Consider the following 16,476-nt stretch of genomic DNA (forward strand, 5'->3'; position numbering starts at 1 on the left):
CGTGGCCCATCGCTCGCGGAACGTGACCGCCGGATCAGCGTACCGGGCTCTCGTCGACCGCGTCGGTGCCGGCCGAAGGCGCCGGCGCGGCCCCGGTCGGCGGCAGCTCCACCACCCGGGAACGCGGCCACGGGCGGGCCCAGCCCCCCATCTCCAGCAGCGTGTTGAGCACCCCGGCGGTGAAGCCCCAGACCAGCATGCCGCGTACCGAGAAGGCCGGGCCGATCCAGCCGCTCGGGTGGCGTACCCGCATCCGGTTCTCGGGGTCGACCAGCTCGCTGACGGGCAGCCGGGCGACGTGCGCCACCTCGGCCGGCTCGCACGGACGCACCGGGTGCGGGGCGTGCCACCAGGCGAGCACCGGGGTGACCACGAAGTCGCTGACCGGGATCCACAGCTTCGGCAGTTCGGCGAGCACGGTGACGCTGGCCGGGTCGAGTCCGACCTCCTCGTTCGCCTCCCGTAGCGCGGTGGCGCTGGCGTCGGCGTCCTCCGGGTCGGCCGCGCCGCCGGGAAAGGCCGGCTGCCCGGCGTGGTTGCGCAGCGTGGCGGCGCGTTGCAGGAGCAGCACGTCCGCACCGGCCCCGGGCTGCTCACCGAGCAGCACCAGCACGGCGCTCTCCCGGCCGCCCCGTTCCGGGGTGGTCAGCCTGGTGAAGTCCTCGGCGCGGGCGGTGCCGAGCCGGCCGAGCAGCGGGTCCAGCCACGCCGGGGGCTGACGGGTCACGATCCCAGCCCCGCCCCGGGGGCGCAGCCGGTCACGACCGCACCTCCACGCCGAGATGCTCGCGGACCAGTTCGGTGAGGCGGGCGTCGTCCAGCGCGCCGGAAGAGTCGGTGTGCCGGATCCGGCCGTCCGCGTCGACGAGCACGGTCAGCGGGAAGGCCCGGCGTTCGAGCGCCCGCTCGAACGCGTCCCCCTGGTCGACCAGCATGGGAAAGCGGACGCCGAAGTCCTCGCCGATGGACTGTGCCCCGCTGCGGCTGTCCTGGCTGTTCACCCCGATCACCTGGAACCGGCCGGCGGCCCGCTCGCTGAGCCGCTGGAAGGCGGGCAGCTCCTTGCGGCAGGGCGGGCACCAGGACGCCCAGACATTGATCACCGCCGGGCCCTTCACGTCGCCCAGCGAGACCGGGGCGCCCCCGGTGAAGCAGGCGAGGGTCAGCTCGGGCAACCGCTCACCGGGGGTGCCGCTCGGCGTCGGTGCGGCCGAGGCCGGCGCGGCGGTCAGCGTGGCGCAGTCGGCGAACGGCGAGGGACGCTCGGCCCGGTTCGCCGCGGCCCGGCCCGTCGGCTGCTCCTCGGCCGCGGTGCAGCCGGCGGCCGCCAGCAGCAGCGGGACGAGAAGGTACGCGAACCGGTTCACGGCACCTCCGCCGCGACCGCCTGCTGTGGCACCAGCTCCGGGTCGATGCCGGCCGCCGCGGCGAGGTCCCGGGCGCGCGGCCCCTTGAGCAGCTTGACCGCCACGGTCGGGTCGGTAGGCCCGGTGCCGTACGACGGGCAGAGCTTCATCAGCGTGCAGGCGCCGCAGGCGGGCTTGCGGGCGTGGCAGACCCGCCGCCCGTGGAAGATGACCCGGTGCGACAGCATCGTCCAGTCGCGCTTCGGGTACAGCGCGCCGACGGCGTGCTCGATCTTGACCGGGTCGGTCTCGGCGGTCAGGTTCCACCGACGTACCAGCCGCTGGAAGTGGGTGTCGACGGTGATGCCGGGGACCCCGAAGGCGTTGCCGAGGATCACGTTGGCGGTCTTGCGGCCGATGCCGGGCAGGGTGACCAGGTCGGCCAGCCGGCGCGGGACCTCACCGTCGTACCGGTCGCAGAGGGCGCGGCCGAGGTTGATCAGCGAGCTGGTCTTGTTGCGGTAGAACCCGGTCGGCCGGATCATCTCCTCCAGCTCGGTCCGGTCCGCCCCGGCGTAGTCGGCGGCGGTGCGGTAGCGGGCGAAGAGCTTCGGGGTGACCTCGTTGACCTTCTTGTCCGTGCACTGCGCGGACAGGATGGTGGCGACCGACAGCTCCAGCGCGTTGGAGTGGTCGAGTTCACAGTGCGCGTCGGGATGGGTCTCGGTCAGCGCCCGGCCGATCCGCCGGGCGCGGCGCGTACGGCCGAGGTCGGTCTCGGGGGAACTCTTGGTCACGCCGGCCAGCCTACGTCGCCCGTACGACCTCCCGGCGCGGCCCACGCGCGGCAGCGGCCCCGCTACGCGCCCGGCGCGGTGATCCGGCCGTCGCTGTCGAGCCGGGCACCGGACTTCGGGAAGTCGGCCTGGCTCATCTGTCGGACCAGCCCGAGGCCACGGTGCTGCGAGTCGATCGCCGGCCGCCCCGCGCCGTTCATCACCGTCGAGGTGAACTCGCCGTCGACGAAGCTGCCGTCCGCCGCGAGCGAGACCTTCAGCACGCCGCCCCAGCCGAGCCGGCCGGAGCTGTTCAGCGAATTCCCGCCGCCCGCGAAGTTGCCCAGGCTGTACGCGATCAGCCGCCCCTTGTAGAACTCCATGCCGCGCAGCACGTGCGGGCCGTGCCCGACGACCAGGTCGGCGCCCGCGTCGATCACGGCGTGCGAGAAGCGGATCGGGTCGCCCCGGTTCTCTCCGTAGAACATCTCGGTGCCCGGCTTGACGTGAGTCTTGTCCGAGCCCTCGGCCCCCATGTGCACCTGCACCACGACCAGGTCGGCCTGCTCGGTGGCCAGCGCGACCACCTTCTTGGCCGCCTCGATGTCGGTCAGGCTGTTCGACCACGGGTACGACGAGAAGCCCAGCACCGCGACCTTCACGCCCTTCACCTCGACCACGGTGATCTCGCCGGGCGCGCCGGTGTGCTTGAGTCCGTGTTCCTCCAGCGCGGCCTGGGTGTTCTCGTAGCCCCGCGGGCCGTAGTCGTACCCGTGGTTGTTGGCCTGGTTGAGCAGCTGGAACCCGGCGGAGCGCAGGTGCGCCGCGTAGCCGGGGGGCGCCCGGAACTGGTAGCAGTTCGTCGCGTCGGCCGCGCACTTGCCGGTGCCGGTGTCCTCGGTGAGCGGCTCCTCCAGGTTGCCCATCACCAGGTCGCCCTTGAGCGCGGCCTTGACGCCGTCGAAGAAGCCCTTGCCTCCGTTGGCCGGCAGCCGGGACGGGGCATTGCCCATGATCACGTCGCCGGTCGCGGCCAGCGAGACGGCCTTCGGGGACTCGTCCGGCTGGGCGGGCTGGGCGGCCTCGACGGGGGCCGTCGAGCCGGTGGGCCCGCCGCCGCCCGCCTGCCAGACCGGGCCGCTGCCGCCGCCGGCGTCGCCGCAGCCGGCGACGAGCAGTGCGAACAGCAGCATGCCGAGGGCGGCGACCCGGCGAGGACGGGCACGGGACGCGGAGAGGGCGGGAGCGTACATCGTCCGCGACGGTACCGTCCGAGCGTCGGTCTGACGATGGCCGATCGGTCGGAATAGCCGGCCGGTCGAGCGGGGACGCCCTCCGGCTCAGCCCGCCCGGCGGTCGGACCAGGGCACGACGGCGCCGGCGCCACCGGACCGGACGGCCGCGTGCACGGCCCGGGCCAGCGGGGCGCCCCAGGTCGACCGGGGGCCGCCGTACGGGGCGGGCTCGCCGTCGGCCGGGCAGAGCACGGTGACCGCGTCCGTGGGCGTGCCGGTGGCCGGCAACCCCAGCTCCCAGATCGCCTGCGCCTTCGCCTCGGTGGCCGTCGCCACCGCGTTGACCAGGGCGGCCTCGCCGAGCCGGGCCGGGACGTACACCACGATGTTGACCGTGCCGACCCGCTGGGCCGGGGTCGCGGGCGCGGGCGCGGCGGCCCAGACCGGGGTGCCGAGCCCGACCGTCGCCCAGACCCGTACGCCGGTGTCGGCCCGCGCCACGACCTCGGCCACGTCGACCCCGGTCAGCAGCCCCACCCCGGGTCCGGCCAGGCCCAGGCCGTCGGCCAGCTCGGCCAGGTGCTCCGCCGGGTCGTCCCGGTCGTACGACATCGGCACGGTCGCGTTCACCACCCACCGGCGTACGCCGATGCCGCCGCCGAGCGGGGCGGTGCCGACCGCCAGCAGCGGCGCCTCGGCACGCCAGACGAGCAATGGGATGTTCCATCCGTCCTCGTCACGGGTGGTCAGGAATGGCTCGCTCAGCACGTCCCAGAGCCTACGATCCGAGGGGTGCACCTCTGATTCCTGCTCATGTGCGCCTAGACTGGCGGCGCGCGAGGGGATCAGCGGACGGCGGACCCGGCCGACGGACGGCACGCGCAGGCGGAGGTGCGCGATGGACGAGGTACTGGCCCGCAGCGGGATCTTCCAGGGTGTCGACCCGGAGGCTGCCGAGGCGCTCGCCAAGGAGATGGAGACGATCGAGGTCCGCAAGGGCGAGGTCGTCTTCAACGAGGGCGAACCCGGCGACAGCCTCTACATCCTCCTGTCCGGCAAGATCAAGGTGGGTCGCCGCGCGGCGGACGGCCGGCAGAACCTGATCGCCGTGATGGGCCCGTCGGACATGGTCGGTGAGCTGTCGCTCTTCGACCCCGGCCCGCGTACGGCGACGGCCACCGCGGTCACCGACACCCGGCTGGTACGGCTGCGTAAGCAGGCCCTGCGGCCGTGGCTGAACAACCGGCCGGAGATCGCCGAGCAGCTGCTGCGGGTGCTCGCCCGCCGGCTCCGCCGGACCAACGACTCGCTGGCCGACCTGATCTTCACGGACGTGCCGGGCCGGGTCGCCAAGAACCTGCTCCAGATGGCCGGCCGGTTCGGCACCCGCGACGGTGGCGTGCTGCGGGTGACCCACGACCTGACCCAGGAGGAGATCGCCCAGCTGGTCGGCGCGTCCCGGGAGACCGTCAACAAGGCCCTGGCGGACTTCGCCTCGCGCGGCTGGCTGCGGCTGGACGGCAAGAGCATCATCATCCTCGACCCGGAGCGCCTGGCCCGCCGCGCCCGGGTCTGACCTCCCCGCACGAGCATCCCGGCCCGGCCGCCCAGCGCGTCCGGGCCGGTCCCGTTCCCGCCCGCCGCGATCTGGACCGCCGCACGTAGGCCGGCCGGTCATCCCGGGGACGTCTGCCCGGCGCAGAATTCCTGGACCCACGATCACCCACCCGGGACGCTGGGATCATGATCGAACGTGTCGCAGTCCTCTCCGACATCCACGGCGCGCTGCCGGCGCTGGAGGCCGTACTCGCCGAACCGGACGTCGCCGGTGCGGACCTGATCGTGATCACCGGTGACATCGCCAGCGGCCCGCAACCGGTCGAGGTGCTGGACCGGCTCGCCGCGCTCGGTGACCGGGCCTGCTGGGTCGGCGGCAACTGCGAGCGGGAGCTGGTCGAGGCGCGGGCCGGCCGACCCTCCCCGCACGACGTCTCCAACTGGGCCGCCAGCCAGCTCCGGGACGACCAGGTGGCCCGGCTGGCCGCGCTGCCGCTGACCGTCACGCTGCCGGTCGCCGGTCTCGGCGAGGTGCTCTTCTGCCACGCGACGCCCCGGGACGACGAGGAGGTCGTGCTCGTGGACTCGCGGACGGCACGCTGGTTCGAGGTCTTCGCCGGCCTACCGGCCGAGGTGGGGACGGTGGTCTGCGGGCACACCCACATGCCGTTCACCCGGCTCGTCGACCGCCGCCTGGTGGTCAATCCGGGCAGCATCGGCATGCCGTACGGCGGGGTGGGCGCCTGGTGGGCGCTGCTCGGCCCGGGCGTGCAACTGCGCCGGACCCGGTACGACGTGGACGCCGCCTGCGCCCGGGTGGCGGCCGAGTCGACGTACCCGGACGCCGCCGCCTGGGCCGACGAGTACCTGCGCTCCCGCCACTCGGACGCGGACGCGCTCGTCGTCTTCGGCCCGCTCGACGGCCGCTGACGCCTCCGGAGCCGTCCCGCCGGGTCCGGCACCGAAAAAGTCAGTCTTGACTGTTTGTTTCGTCGGCGGCAGGCTGACCCCGTGCCCGCCGCATCGACCCGCGTCGCTCGGCAGGAACGCAGCCGCGCCACCCGGACCCGGCTGCTGGAGGCGACCGTCGAGTGCCTGGTCGAGCGCGGCTGGTCCGGCACGACGACGACCCTGGTGGCGACCCGGGCCGGCGTTTCCCGGGGTGCCCAGCTGCACCACTACCCGACCAAGGCGGCTCTGGTCACCGCCGCCGTCGCTCACCTCACCGAACGCCGGGCCCGGGAGCTGCGGACCGAGGCCGAGGCGCTGCCGGCCGGCCCGCGCCGGCTCGACCGGGTGGTCGACCTCCTCGCCGCCGCCTTCACCGGGCCGCTCTTCGTCGCCGCCCTGGAGCTGTGGGTGGCCGCCCGTACCGACCGCGAGCTGCGCGACGCCCTGGTGCCCCTCGAAGCCCGGGTCGGCCGCGAGATGCACCGGCTGACCGTCACGCTGCTCGGCGTGGACGAGCGCCGGCCCGGCGTACGCGAGGCGGTGCAGGCCACCCTCGACCTGCTGCGCGGCCTCGGCGTGGCCAACCTGCTCAGCGACGACACGGCCCGCCGTACCGCCCTGCTGCGCACCTGGAAGCGCCAGCTCGCCGTCCTGCTCGCGCCCGACGACGAACGGGCCGGGGTGGTGGGATGAGCGTCCTGCGGGTCGGCAACGCCTCCGGCTTCTACGGCGACCGGCGCACCGCCTGGCGGGAGATGCTCGACGGCGGCGAGCTGGACGTGCTGACCGGTGACTACCTGGCCGAGCTGACCATGCTGATCCTCGGCCGGGACCGAATGCGCGACCCCGCACTCGGCTACGCGAAGACGTTCCTCCGCCAACTGGAGGGCTGCCTCGGCACGGCGCTGGACCGCGGGGTCAAGCTGGTGACCAACGCCGGCGGGCTCAACCCCGCCGGCCTGGCCGCCGCGATCACCGCGCTCGCCGACCGGCTCGGCCTCAGCGTCCGGATCGGGTACGTCGAGGGCGACGCGCTCGCCCGGCCGGACGCGCTGACCGCCAACGCGTACCTGGGGGCGTTCGGGATCGCGGCCTGCCTCGACGCGGGGGCGGACGTCGTGGTCACCGGCCGGGTCACCGACGCCTCGCTGGCCGTCGGCCCGGCCATCGCCCGCTTCGGCTGGGGCCGGGACGACCTGGACGCGCTGGCCGGCGCCACCGTCGCCGGGCATCTGATCGAGTGCGGGGCGCAGGTCACCGGCGGCAACTTCAGCTTCTTCACCGAGTTGCCCGACGGCGGGCACCGACCCGGCTTCCCGATCGCGGAGATCCACCCGGACGGCTCGTCGGTGCTCACCAAGCACCCCGGCACCGGGGGCGCGGTCACCGTCGAGACGGTCACCGCCCAACTGCTGTACGAGGTGGGCGGGCCGGCGTACCTCGGGCCGGACGTGGTGACCCGGCTGGACACGGTGCGACTGCGCCCGGACGGCCCGGACCGGGTACGGGTCAGCGGGGTCCGGGGCACGCCACCGCCGGCCACCCTGAAGGTGGGCGTCAACAACCTGGGCGGCTTCCGCAACTCGATGACCTTCGTGCTCTGCGGGCTGGACATCCCGGCCAAGGCGGCCCTGGTCCGGGGACAGTTGACAGCGGCGGTCGGCCCGGAGGGGCTGGCGTTCGTACTGGCCCGTACCGATCATCCGGACGCCGCGGACACCGAGGCGGCGAGCGCGCTGCTGCACGTACATCTGCGGGACGGCGACCGGGCGCGGGCCGGGCGGGCCTTCTCGGCGGCGGCGGTGGAGCTGGCGCTGGCCTCCTACCCGGGCTGCACGCTGACCACCCCGCCCGGCGACGCGACGCCCTACGGGGTGTTCACCGCCGACACGGTGCCGCAGGACGCGGTCGCCCACGTCGCCGTGCTGCCCGACGGCACCCGGCTGCCGGTCCCTCCCCCGGTCCGGACGGCGAGCGGGGGGGACGCCGCCGTCGAGGGCGACCCGGAGCCGGCGGCGGCCGGACGGCCGCGCGACGCCGGCCAGACCCGGCGCGCGCCGCTCGGTGAGCTGGTCGGGGCGCGGTCGGGGGACAAGGGCGGGGACGCGAACCTCGGCGTCTGGGCCCGCGCCGACGCGACCTGGCCGTGGCTGCGCGGCTGGCTCACCGTCGAACGGCTGGCCGAGCTGCTGCCGGAGACCGCCCGGCTGGCCGTCGAGCGTTACGAGCTGCCGAACCTGCGCGCGGTCAACTTCGTGATCCGCGGGCTGCTCGGGCCGGGGGTGGCCGCCTCCACCCGGTTCGACCCGCAGGCCAAGGCGCTCGGCGAGCTGCTCCGCTCCCGGCTGGTCGACCTGCCCGCGGACCTGCCCGCCCCCGCCGAGGAGGAACACCCGTGACCATCGTGGACACCCCGGAACGGCGACAGCTCCGCGAGCTGACCCGGGCCTTCGTGACCCGGGAGGTGCTGCCCCACCTGGACGAGTGGGAGCGGGCCGGCGAGGTGCCCCGGGACCTGCACGCCACCGCCGCGAAGATCGGGCTGCTCGGCGTCGGCTTCCCCGAGTCGGTGGGCGGCAGCGGCGGCGACCTGCTCGACTCGATCGTGGTGACCGAGGAGATCATCCGCTCGGGCGGCTCATCGGGGCTGGTCGCGGCGCTCTTCACGCACGGCATCGCGCTGCCGCACATCGTCGCCGCCTGCGGCGACAAGGCAGGCTCAGCGGCCGCCGGTCCGCAGCATCTCATCGACCGGTACGTCCGACCCACCCTGGCCGGGACGATGATCGGCGCGCTGGCGATCACCGAGCCGGACGGCGGCTCCGACGTGGCGGGCATCCGCACCTGCGCCCGCCGGGACGGCGACCACTACGTGGTGAACGGGTCGAAGACGTACATCACCAGCGGCGTACGCGCCGACTTCGTGACCACGGCGGTCTGCGCCGACTTCCCCGGCAGCGGGACGCTCTCCCTCCTGGTGATCGAGAAGGGCACGCCCGGGTTCACCGTCGGCCGGCGGCTGGAGAAGCTGGGCTGGCACTGCTCGGACACCGCCGAGCTCTCCTTCACCGACGTACGGGTGCCGGTGGCGAACCGGATCGGCCCGGAGGACACCGGCTTCCTGGCGATCATGCAGCAGTTCGCCGCCGAGCGACTGTCGCTGGCCACCCAGGCGTACGCCACGGCGCAGCGCTGCGTCGAGCTGGCCGTGAAGTGGTGCCGGGAGCGGTCCACCTTCGGCCAGCCGCTGGCCAGCCGGCAACTGATCCGGCACCGGCTGGCCGAGATGCACACCCGCGCCGAGGCCGCCCGCGCGTACGTGCACGACGTGGCCGTCCGGGTCGCGGCCAAGCAGCCGGTGGTGACCGAGGTGGCGATGGCCAAGAACGTGGCGGTGGCCGCCTGCGACCACGTGGTCGACGCGGCGCTGCAACTGCACGGCGGCTTCGGCTACCTGCGCGACGCCGAAGTGGAACGGCACTACCGGGACGCCCGCATCCTCAGCATCGGCGGCGGCACCACCGAGATCCTGAACGAGATCGTCGCGAAGGGCATGGGCCTGTGAGGGCGAGGAGCGAGCCGGGTCTGCGAGCCCCGCAGCCCCGAACGAAGAAGGCCCTGTGAGGGCGAGGAGCGAGCCGGGTTTGCGAGCCCCGCAGCCCCGAACGAAGGGGCCCTGTGAGGGCGAGGAGCGAGCCGGGTCTGCGAGCCCCGCAGCCCCGAACGAAGGGGGCCCCGTAAACGCGCTGGACAGCGCGGTCGACCCGGCCTCACCCGCCTACCAGGCCAACCGGGCGGCTCTGCTGGAGCGGCTCGCCGAACTGGACGGCGCGCTGGACCAGGCGCGGGCCGGCGGTGGCGAGAAGTACGTGACCCGGCACCACCGGCGGGGCAAGCTGCTGCCCCAGGAGCGGATCGAACTGCTGCTCGACCCGGACAGCCCGTTCCTGGAGCTGTCGCCGGTGGCCGGGTACGGCACCGACTTCCCGGTCGGGGCCGGCGTGGTGACCGGCATCGGCGTGGTCGAGGGCGTGGAGTGCCTGGTCGTCGCCAACGACCCGACCGTACGCGGCGGCGCGGTGAACCCGTGGTCGCTCGCCAAGACCCGGCGGGCCGGCGAGATCGCTTTGGCCAACCGGCTGCCGATGGTCAACCTGGTCGAGTCGGCCGGCGCCGACCTGCCCAGCCAGGCGGAGATCTTCATCCCCGGCGGCCGGGTGTTCCGCGACCTGACCCGGCTCTCCGCGGCGCGGATCCCCACGGTCAGCGTGGTCTTCGGCAACGCCACCGCCGGCGGGGCGTACGTGCCCGGGATGTCGGACCTCACCATCATGATCCGGGACCGGTCCCAGGTGTACCTGGCCGGACCGCCGCTGGTGAGGATGGCCACCGGCGAGGTCACCGACGACGAGTCGCTGGGCGGGGCGGCCATGCACGCCACCCGGTCGGGTCTCGCCGACTTTCTCGCCGAGGACGAGCGCGACGGCATCCGGCTGGCCCGGCAGTGCGTACGCCGGTTCAACTGGCGCAAGCAGGGCCCGCCGCCGCGCACCACCTGCCCGCCGCCACCGAGGTACGACCCGGAGGAGCTGCTCGGCATCGCCAGCGCCGACCTGAAGGTGCCCTTCGACCCGCGCGAGGTGCTGGCCCGGGTGCTGGACGGCAGCGAGTTCGACGAGTTCAAGTCGGCGTACGGCGGCGCGCTGGTCACCGGCTGGGGCGAGCTGCACGGGTATCCCGTCGGCGTGCTGGCCAACGCCCGGGGCGTGCTGTTCAGCGAGGAGGCGCAGAAGGCGGCCCAGTTCATCCAGCTCGCCAACGCCACCGACACCCCGCTGGTCTTCCTCCAGAACACCACCGGCTACATGGTCGGCACCGAGTACGAGCAGCGCGGCATCATCAAGCACGGGGCCCTGATGATCAACGCGGTGGCGAACTCGACGGTGCCGCACCTGACGGTCAACCTGGGCGCCTCCTACGGTGCCGGCAACTACGGCATGTGCGGCCGGGCGTACGAGCCGAGGTTCCTCTTCACGTGGCCGAACGCCAGGTCGGCGGTGATGGGGCCGGCGCAGCTCGCCGGGGTGCTGTCCATCGTGGCCCGGCAGGCCGCCGCCGCCCGGGGCCGGGAGTACGACGAGGACTCCGACGCCGCCATGCGGGCGATGGTCGAGCAGCAGATCGAGTCCCAGTCGGGGGCGCTGTTCCTCTCCGGCCGGCTCTACGACGACGGGGTGATCGACCCTCGGGACACCCGTACCGTCCTCGGGCTCTGCCTGTCGGCGATCCACAACGGACCGGTCCAGGGCGCCGCCGGCTTCGGCGTCTTCCGGATGTAGCCGTGAGCGCGAGGAACGCAGCGAAGCGGAGTCCCGCGGTCGCGAACGAAGGGCAGGTGCATTCCCCGTGATCTCAAGGCTGCTCGTGGCCAACCGGGGGGAGATCGCCCGGCGGATCTTCGCCACCTGCCGCGCGCTCGGCGTCGGTACGGTGGCCGTGCACTCGGACGCGGACGCCGACGCGCCCTTCGTCGCCGAGGCCGACCGGGCCGTACGCCTGCCGGGGAACACGCCGGCCGAGACGTACCTGCGGATCGACCTGCTCCTGGACGCGGCCCGGCGATCCGGCGCGGACGCCGTCCACCCGGGTTACGGCTTCCTCGCGGAGCACGCCGGGTTCGCCGGGGCGGTGACCGGTGCCGGGCTGACCTGGGTCGGTCCGCCGGCGAAGGCGATCGCGGCGATGGGCGACAAGCTCGCGGCGAAGACGCTGCTCGCCGACGCGGGCGTGCCGATGCTGCCGACCTGGACCGACGCCGGTCAGGTGACCGGCTTTCCGGTCCTGGTCAAGGCCGCCGCGGGCGGCGGCGGGCGGGGCATGCGGGTGGTCCGGGACGCGGCCGGGATCACCGAGGCCGTCGCCGCCGCACGCCGCGAGGCGGCTGCGGCGTTCGGCGACGGCAGGGTCTTCATCGAGCGGTACGTCGAGCGCGGCCGGCACGTCGAGGTGCAGATCTTCGGCGACACCCACGGCACGGTGGTGGCCCTGGGAACCCGCGAGTGTTCGATCCAGCGCCGGCACCAGAAACTCGTCGAGGAGGCCCCGGCGGTCGTCCCGCCGCGGGTACGGCAGCGGCTGCACGAGGCGGCGGTGACGGCCGGCCGGGCGGTCGACTACGTCGGCGCGGGCACCGTCGAGTTCCTGCTCGCACCCGACGGAGAGATCCACTTCCTGGAGATGAACACCCGCCTCCAGGTGGAACACCCGGTGACCGAACTCGTCACCGGGCTGGACCTGGTACGGCTGCAACTGCTGGTCGCCGAGGGCGAGCCGCTGGTGGCGACGCCGACGCCCGACGGACACGCGATCGAGGTACGGCTCTGCGCCGAGGACCCGGCCCAGGGCCACCGCCCGGCGACCGGCACCCTGCACCGGTTCGCGATCCCCGGGGTGGCCGGCGAGTTCACCACGACGAAGGGCCTGCGGCTGGACTCCGGCGTCACCGACGGCTCGACGGTGAGCGTGCACTACGACTCGATGCTGGCCAAGGTGATCGTCTGGGCGTCCACCCGTGCCGAGGCGGCCCGGGCCCTCGCCGCGGCCCTGGCCCGGGCCGAGTTGCACGGCGTCGCCACCAACCGGGACCTGCTGGTCCGGGTGCTGCGTAGCCGGGAGTTCGGCGCAGTGGAGATCGACACCGGATTCCTCGACCGGCATCCGGAGGTCTTCGCCCCGCTGCTTCCCGCCGACCAGTTCCGGCTCGCCGCGCTGGCTGCCGCGCTCGCCTCGGCCGCCGGGCGGCGAGCGGCGGCCGGCGTGCTGGGCGGGCTGCCGTCCGGCTGGCGGAACGTGCCGGCGTTTCCCCAGGTCACCCGCTTCACCGGGCCAGACGGCAGCGAAATCGAGGTGCGGTACCGGTTGGACCGCACGGGTGCGCTGGCCGAGTGTTCCGCGTCGCACACCCCGGCACCGACGACCGCCACCCCCAACGTTGCCTCGGCCGGCGACGCGGGGCCGACCCTGGTCGAGGCCACCCCGGACCGGGTGGTGCTCGACGTGGCCGGGGTGCGGCGGGTGTTCCGCGTACACCGGGTGGGGTCGGCGGTCTTCGTGGACGGCCCGGACGGGTCGACGAGCCTCACCGAGCTGCCGCGTTTCCCGCTGCCCACCGCGGAGCCGGCGGCCGGGTCGCTGGTCGCGCCGCTGCCCGGCGCGGTGACCCGGGTGTACGTCGAGGTCGGCCAGCGGGTCGCCGCCGGTGACCTGCTGCTGACCCTGGAGGCGATGAAGCTCGAGCATCCCGTGCTGGCCCCGGCCGACGGCGTGGTCACCGGGCTGCCGGTGCCGGCCGGCGCCCAGGTCGACACCGGCGCCGTGCTGGCCGTGGTGGACGGCTCCGGCTCGGCGCCGGGCCGCGACCTGGGGCCGTCCATCCCCGAGGAGGACCCGCGATGAACTTCGACCCGACCCCGGAGCAGGCCCAACTCCGCGATGCCGTCCGGGCGCTCGGCCGCCGGTACGGCCACGACTACTTCGTGGCGAAGGCGAAGGCCGGCGAGCACACCACCGAGTTGTGGCACGAGGCCGGCCGGCTCGGCTACCTCGGCGTCAACGTCCCGTCGGAGTACGGCGGCGGGGGCGGCGGCATCACCGAACTGGCCATCGTCTGCGAGGAACTGGCCGCGGCCGGCTGCCCACTGCTGCTGCTCGTGGTCTCCCCGGCCATCGCCGCCACCGTGATCAACAAGCACGGCACCGACGAGCAGCGCAAGCGCCACCTGCCCGGCCTCGCGGACGGATCCCAGAAGATCGTCTTCGCGATCACCGAGCCGGAGGCCGGCTCGAACTTCCACCGGATCGGCACGGTGGCCCGCCGCGACGGCGACGACTGGCTGCTCTCCGGTCGCAAGTGCTACATCTCCGGTGTCGACGAGGCGGGACACGTCCTGGTCGTGGCCCGGGTCGCCGTCGGAGACGGCCAGGCCGACTCAGCGGAGGCGTCGCCGAAACTCAAGCCCGCGCTGTTCATCGTGCCGACCGACGCGCCCGGGCTGACCAGGTCGAAGCTGGAGATGGAGATCGTTTCCCCGGAGAACCAGTTCCTGCTCTACCTGGACGACGTCCGGCTGCCCGCCGACGCACTGGTCGGCGGGTCGCTCGACGCCGGGCTGCCGGCGCTCTTCGCCGGGCTCAATCCGGAGCGGATCACGGTGGCCGCGATGGGCGCCGGCACCGGCCGGTACGCGATCGAGCGGGCCAGCGCGTACACCGCCGGCCGGAAGGTGTGGGGCGGCCGGAGCATCGGCACCCACCAGGGCGTCGCGCACCCGCTCGCGCACGCCGCGGTGCAGGTCGAACTGGCCCGCCTGATGATCTACAAGGCGGCCACCCTGTACGACGCCGGGCGGGACCTGGAGGCCGGCGTCTCCGGCAACATGGCCAAGTACGCGGCCGGCGAGGCCGCCGCGCTCGCCGTGGACACCGCCGTCCAGGCGCTCGGCGGGGCCGGCATGACCACCGAGTACGGCGTGGCCACCCTGCTCGGCGCGGTACGGGCCGGCCGGATCGCCCCGGTCAGCCGGGAGATGATCCTCAACTTCGTCGCCCAGCACGTCCTCGGCCAGGAGAGATCCTACTGAGGGTGCGTCACCGCACCACCGCGTTGGGCCGACCGGCCCGGGGTACGGCGGGTGCCCGATCACCCGCCATACCCCGGGGGTCCGTCAGCGGACGGCCAGCGTGCCGGCCACCGGCAGCGGCGCGACCACCGGCGGGAGCTGCTTCGGCTCGCCCCGGCCCGGCACGCCCCGCTGGGCGAGGGTGCTCTTCGACGCCGCCGCCCGCTCGTCCGGCCACCCGGGCAGGTCCACGAAGGGCTGCGCGTCACCGGTGCACACGGTGCCCTTCGCCGGCAGCTTCACCTTCAGCAGGTACCGGTCGATCGCGCCGGTCACGCAGTCCGAGGTGCCGTACGCGGTGTGCCCCCAGCTGTCGCTGCTGAGCAGCCGGCTGTTCGGCAGCAGCGCCGCCGAGCTGACCGCGCCCTTGTAGTTGGTCGCCGGGTCCCAGTAGTTGCCGACCACCAGCACCGGCGCGCTGGTCCGCTTGTTGAACGGCCCGGTGTAGGCGTTCTTGTCCCGCACGGTCCAGGTGTTGCGGGCGCACGGCGACGTGGCCCACGCCCAGGCCCGACCGAAGTACGGGGCCCGCTTGTCCTCCGCGGCGGCCAGTGCCGGCCAGGCGTCGGCGCTCTTCGGGTGGTACGCGTCGGTGCAGTCCACCGACAGGAACGTCTCCAGCCCGTTGTCGTACGGGAAGTCGTAGCCGCGCTGCTGGCGGGCCGTCGCGGCGCGCTGGGCCACGGCGGTGCTGGCGTGCGTCCGAGCCTTCTTGGCGGCGGCCGGGTCGGTCAGCACCAGCAGTTCCTCGGTGAGGCCGACGATGTCCTGCCAGCCGTACGGGCTGTACAGCGCGCCGAGGGACGCGCCGACGAAGTCGGCGTAGCTGACCGTGAACTGCCCGTAGAGCGGGTCGTCGATCACCAGCGGCTTCTTGCGCAGCCGCTTCGCCACCATCTCGTACGCGGTCACCGGGTTACCGGCGGCCGCCAGCGTGCACTGCTTCGCGCCGACCTTGCCGCACCGGACCAGGATCTCGCGCAGCGCCTTGTACGCGCCGTCGGCGCTGCGCAGCCGGGTCTCCTGGAGCTGGTCGCGGGCCTTGCCCTGGCCGACCCAGGCGTTCGGGTTGAGCACGCCGTCGACCACGAGGGCACGGACCCGGTCCGGGAACATGTTGGCGTAGTACTGGCCGAGTGCGGTGCCGTAGCTGAAGCCCAGGTAGGTGAGCTTCTTGTCGCCGACCGCGCGGCGCAGCACGTCCATGTCGCGGGCCACCTCGGCGGTGGACGCCGCGCCGGTCAGCGGCTTGCCGGTGGTCGAGCACCCCTTGCCGATGGCCTTGGACGACGTGACATACGCCTGCTCCTCGGCCTTGGTCCACGGGAAGGCCACGTTCAGCCCGGCGTACGCCTTCGTCTGGTCCTTCACCGAGCGGAAGCACTTGACGTTGTCGCTGGCGCCGACGCCGCGCGGGTCCACGCCCACGATGTCGAAGCGGTCGAGCAGGTCGTCGCCGAGGAAGTACGGCGCGGCGAGCGCGATGCTGGTGCCGGAGCCGCCCGGGCCGCCCGGGTTGAGGAAGAGGCTGCCGATCCGGTGCTTCTTGTCGCGGGCCTTGATCCGCAGCACCGCGATCTCGGTGGTGGCGCCCTTCGGCTTGTCGTAGTCCAGCGGCAGCCGGACGGTGGCGCACTCGGCGTAGCCGTAGCAGGCGTACCAGCCGATCTTCGGGGTCGGCACGCGGTCGACCCGGCGGGCCTCGACGGCGCTGGTCCGGTCGGACGCGGACGGCTGCGGCGTTGCGGCCGACGCCGCGGTGGCGGGCGCGACAGCCGATCCAGCGAGGACGATGCCGGCTATCCCTGTTGCTATCAGGGACCGGATTGCACGTGGCATGTGGACGCCTTCCGGTGGGGAACGGGTCGGTCGAGGAGACTCGACCCCGTCACTCTAGGGAGCATCGCCAACGAAGGCCGTCCGTCAAACGCGG

At 73.8% G+C, this 16,476-nt stretch carries 14 protein-coding genes; 8 read left to right on the top strand and 6 right to left on the bottom strand.

The features are described 5' to 3' along the window. Positions 1-34 precede the first annotated feature (34 nt). The 5 genes from GA0070621_RS22140 to GA0070621_RS22160 form a co-directional block, all read right to left on the bottom strand. Entirely contained in the window at positions 35-727 is a 693-nt protein-coding gene (locus GA0070621_RS22140) for an NUDIX hydrolase (RefSeq protein WP_091199114.1), read from the bottom strand. Positions 728-758: 31 nt separating this feature from the next. Continuing rightward, complete coding sequence (locus GA0070621_RS22145) at positions 759-1,367, bottom strand: TlpA family protein disulfide reductase (protein ID WP_091199116.1); 609 nt, start codon at positions 1,365-1,367, stop codon at positions 759-761. Next, positions 1,364-2,188: an endonuclease III gene (gene nth, locus GA0070621_RS22150; protein ID WP_231920968.1), complete on the bottom strand. Its 825-nt coding sequence runs from the start codon at positions 2,186-2,188 to the stop codon at positions 1,364-1,366. Before nth ends, GA0070621_RS22145 begins: the two co-directional genes overlap by 4 nt. Positions 2,189-2,205: 17 nt before the next feature. Beyond that, complete coding sequence (locus GA0070621_RS22155) at positions 2,206-3,375, bottom strand: CapA family protein (RefSeq protein WP_091199119.1); 1,170 nt, start codon at positions 3,373-3,375, stop codon at positions 2,206-2,208. A gap of 87 nt (positions 3,376-3,462) precedes the next feature. Then, on the bottom strand, positions 3,463-4,125 hold the full coding sequence (locus tag GA0070621_RS22160; RefSeq protein WP_091199121.1) for an adenosylcobinamide amidohydrolase: 663 nt from the start codon (positions 4,123-4,125) through the stop codon (positions 3,463-3,465). 130 nt (positions 4,126-4,255) lie between these two features. On the opposite strand from GA0070621_RS22160, the gene GA0070621_RS22165 reads away from it, so the two are divergent. The 8 genes from GA0070621_RS22165 to GA0070621_RS22200 all read left to right on the top strand — a co-directional run bounded on the left by GA0070621_RS22165 (position 4,256) and on the right by GA0070621_RS22200 (position 14,504). Further along, positions 4,256-4,933, top strand: a complete 678-nt coding sequence (locus tag GA0070621_RS22165; RefSeq protein WP_007073398.1) for a Crp/Fnr family transcriptional regulator — start codon at positions 4,256-4,258, stop codon at positions 4,931-4,933. A gap of 167 nt (positions 4,934-5,100) precedes the next feature. Further along, a complete protein-coding gene (locus GA0070621_RS22170; RefSeq protein WP_091199123.1) occupies positions 5,101-5,844 on the top strand; it encodes a metallophosphoesterase family protein in 744 nt (247 codons plus the stop codon). 81 nt (positions 5,845-5,925) lie between these two features. After that, positions 5,926-6,558 (top strand): TetR/AcrR family transcriptional regulator, encoded by a 633-nt coding sequence (locus GA0070621_RS22175; RefSeq protein ID WP_091199125.1) that lies wholly within the window; start codon positions 5,926-5,928, stop codon positions 6,556-6,558. Next, positions 6,555-8,264, top strand: a complete 1,710-nt coding sequence (locus GA0070621_RS22180) for an acyclic terpene utilization AtuA family protein (RefSeq protein WP_091199127.1) — start codon at positions 6,555-6,557, stop codon at positions 8,262-8,264. The genes GA0070621_RS22175 and GA0070621_RS22180 overlap by 4 nt, the downstream gene beginning before the upstream one ends. Further along, entirely contained in the window at positions 8,261-9,430 is a 1,170-nt protein-coding gene (locus GA0070621_RS22185) for an acyl-CoA dehydrogenase family protein (RefSeq protein ID WP_091199129.1), read from the top strand. Before GA0070621_RS22180 ends, GA0070621_RS22185 begins: the two co-directional genes overlap by 4 nt. Positions 9,431-9,611: 181 nt before the next feature. Further along, positions 9,612-11,204, top strand: coding sequence for an acyl-CoA carboxylase subunit beta (locus GA0070621_RS22190; RefSeq protein ID WP_091202728.1), 1,593 nt, complete (start codon positions 9,612-9,614; stop codon positions 11,202-11,204). A gap of 67 nt (positions 11,205-11,271) precedes the next feature. Then, positions 11,272-13,320 carry an acetyl/propionyl/methylcrotonyl-CoA carboxylase subunit alpha gene (locus GA0070621_RS22195; RefSeq protein ID WP_091199131.1) on the top strand — a complete coding sequence of 683 codons (2,049 nt, stop codon included), beginning with the start codon at positions 11,272-11,274 and terminating at the stop codon, positions 13,318-13,320. Next, positions 13,317-14,504 carry an acyl-CoA dehydrogenase family protein gene (locus GA0070621_RS22200; RefSeq protein WP_091199133.1) on the top strand — a complete coding sequence of 396 codons (1,188 nt, stop codon included), beginning with the start codon at positions 13,317-13,319 and terminating at the stop codon, positions 14,502-14,504. The genes GA0070621_RS22195 and GA0070621_RS22200 overlap by 4 nt, the downstream gene beginning before the upstream one ends. 84 nt (positions 14,505-14,588) lie before the next feature. Here the strand turns inward: GA0070621_RS22200 and GA0070621_RS22205 are convergent, their stop codons facing one another. Next, entirely contained in the window at positions 14,589-16,382 is a 1,794-nt protein-coding gene (locus GA0070621_RS22205; protein WP_091199135.1) for an alpha/beta hydrolase, read from the bottom strand. Between the last annotated feature and the right edge of the window lie 94 nt (positions 16,383-16,476).

Origin of the sequence: Micromonospora narathiwatensis (assembly GCF_900089605.1) — a bacterium.
Taxonomy (GTDB): Bacteria; Actinomycetota; Actinomycetes; order Mycobacteriales; family Micromonosporaceae; genus Micromonospora; species Micromonospora narathiwatensis.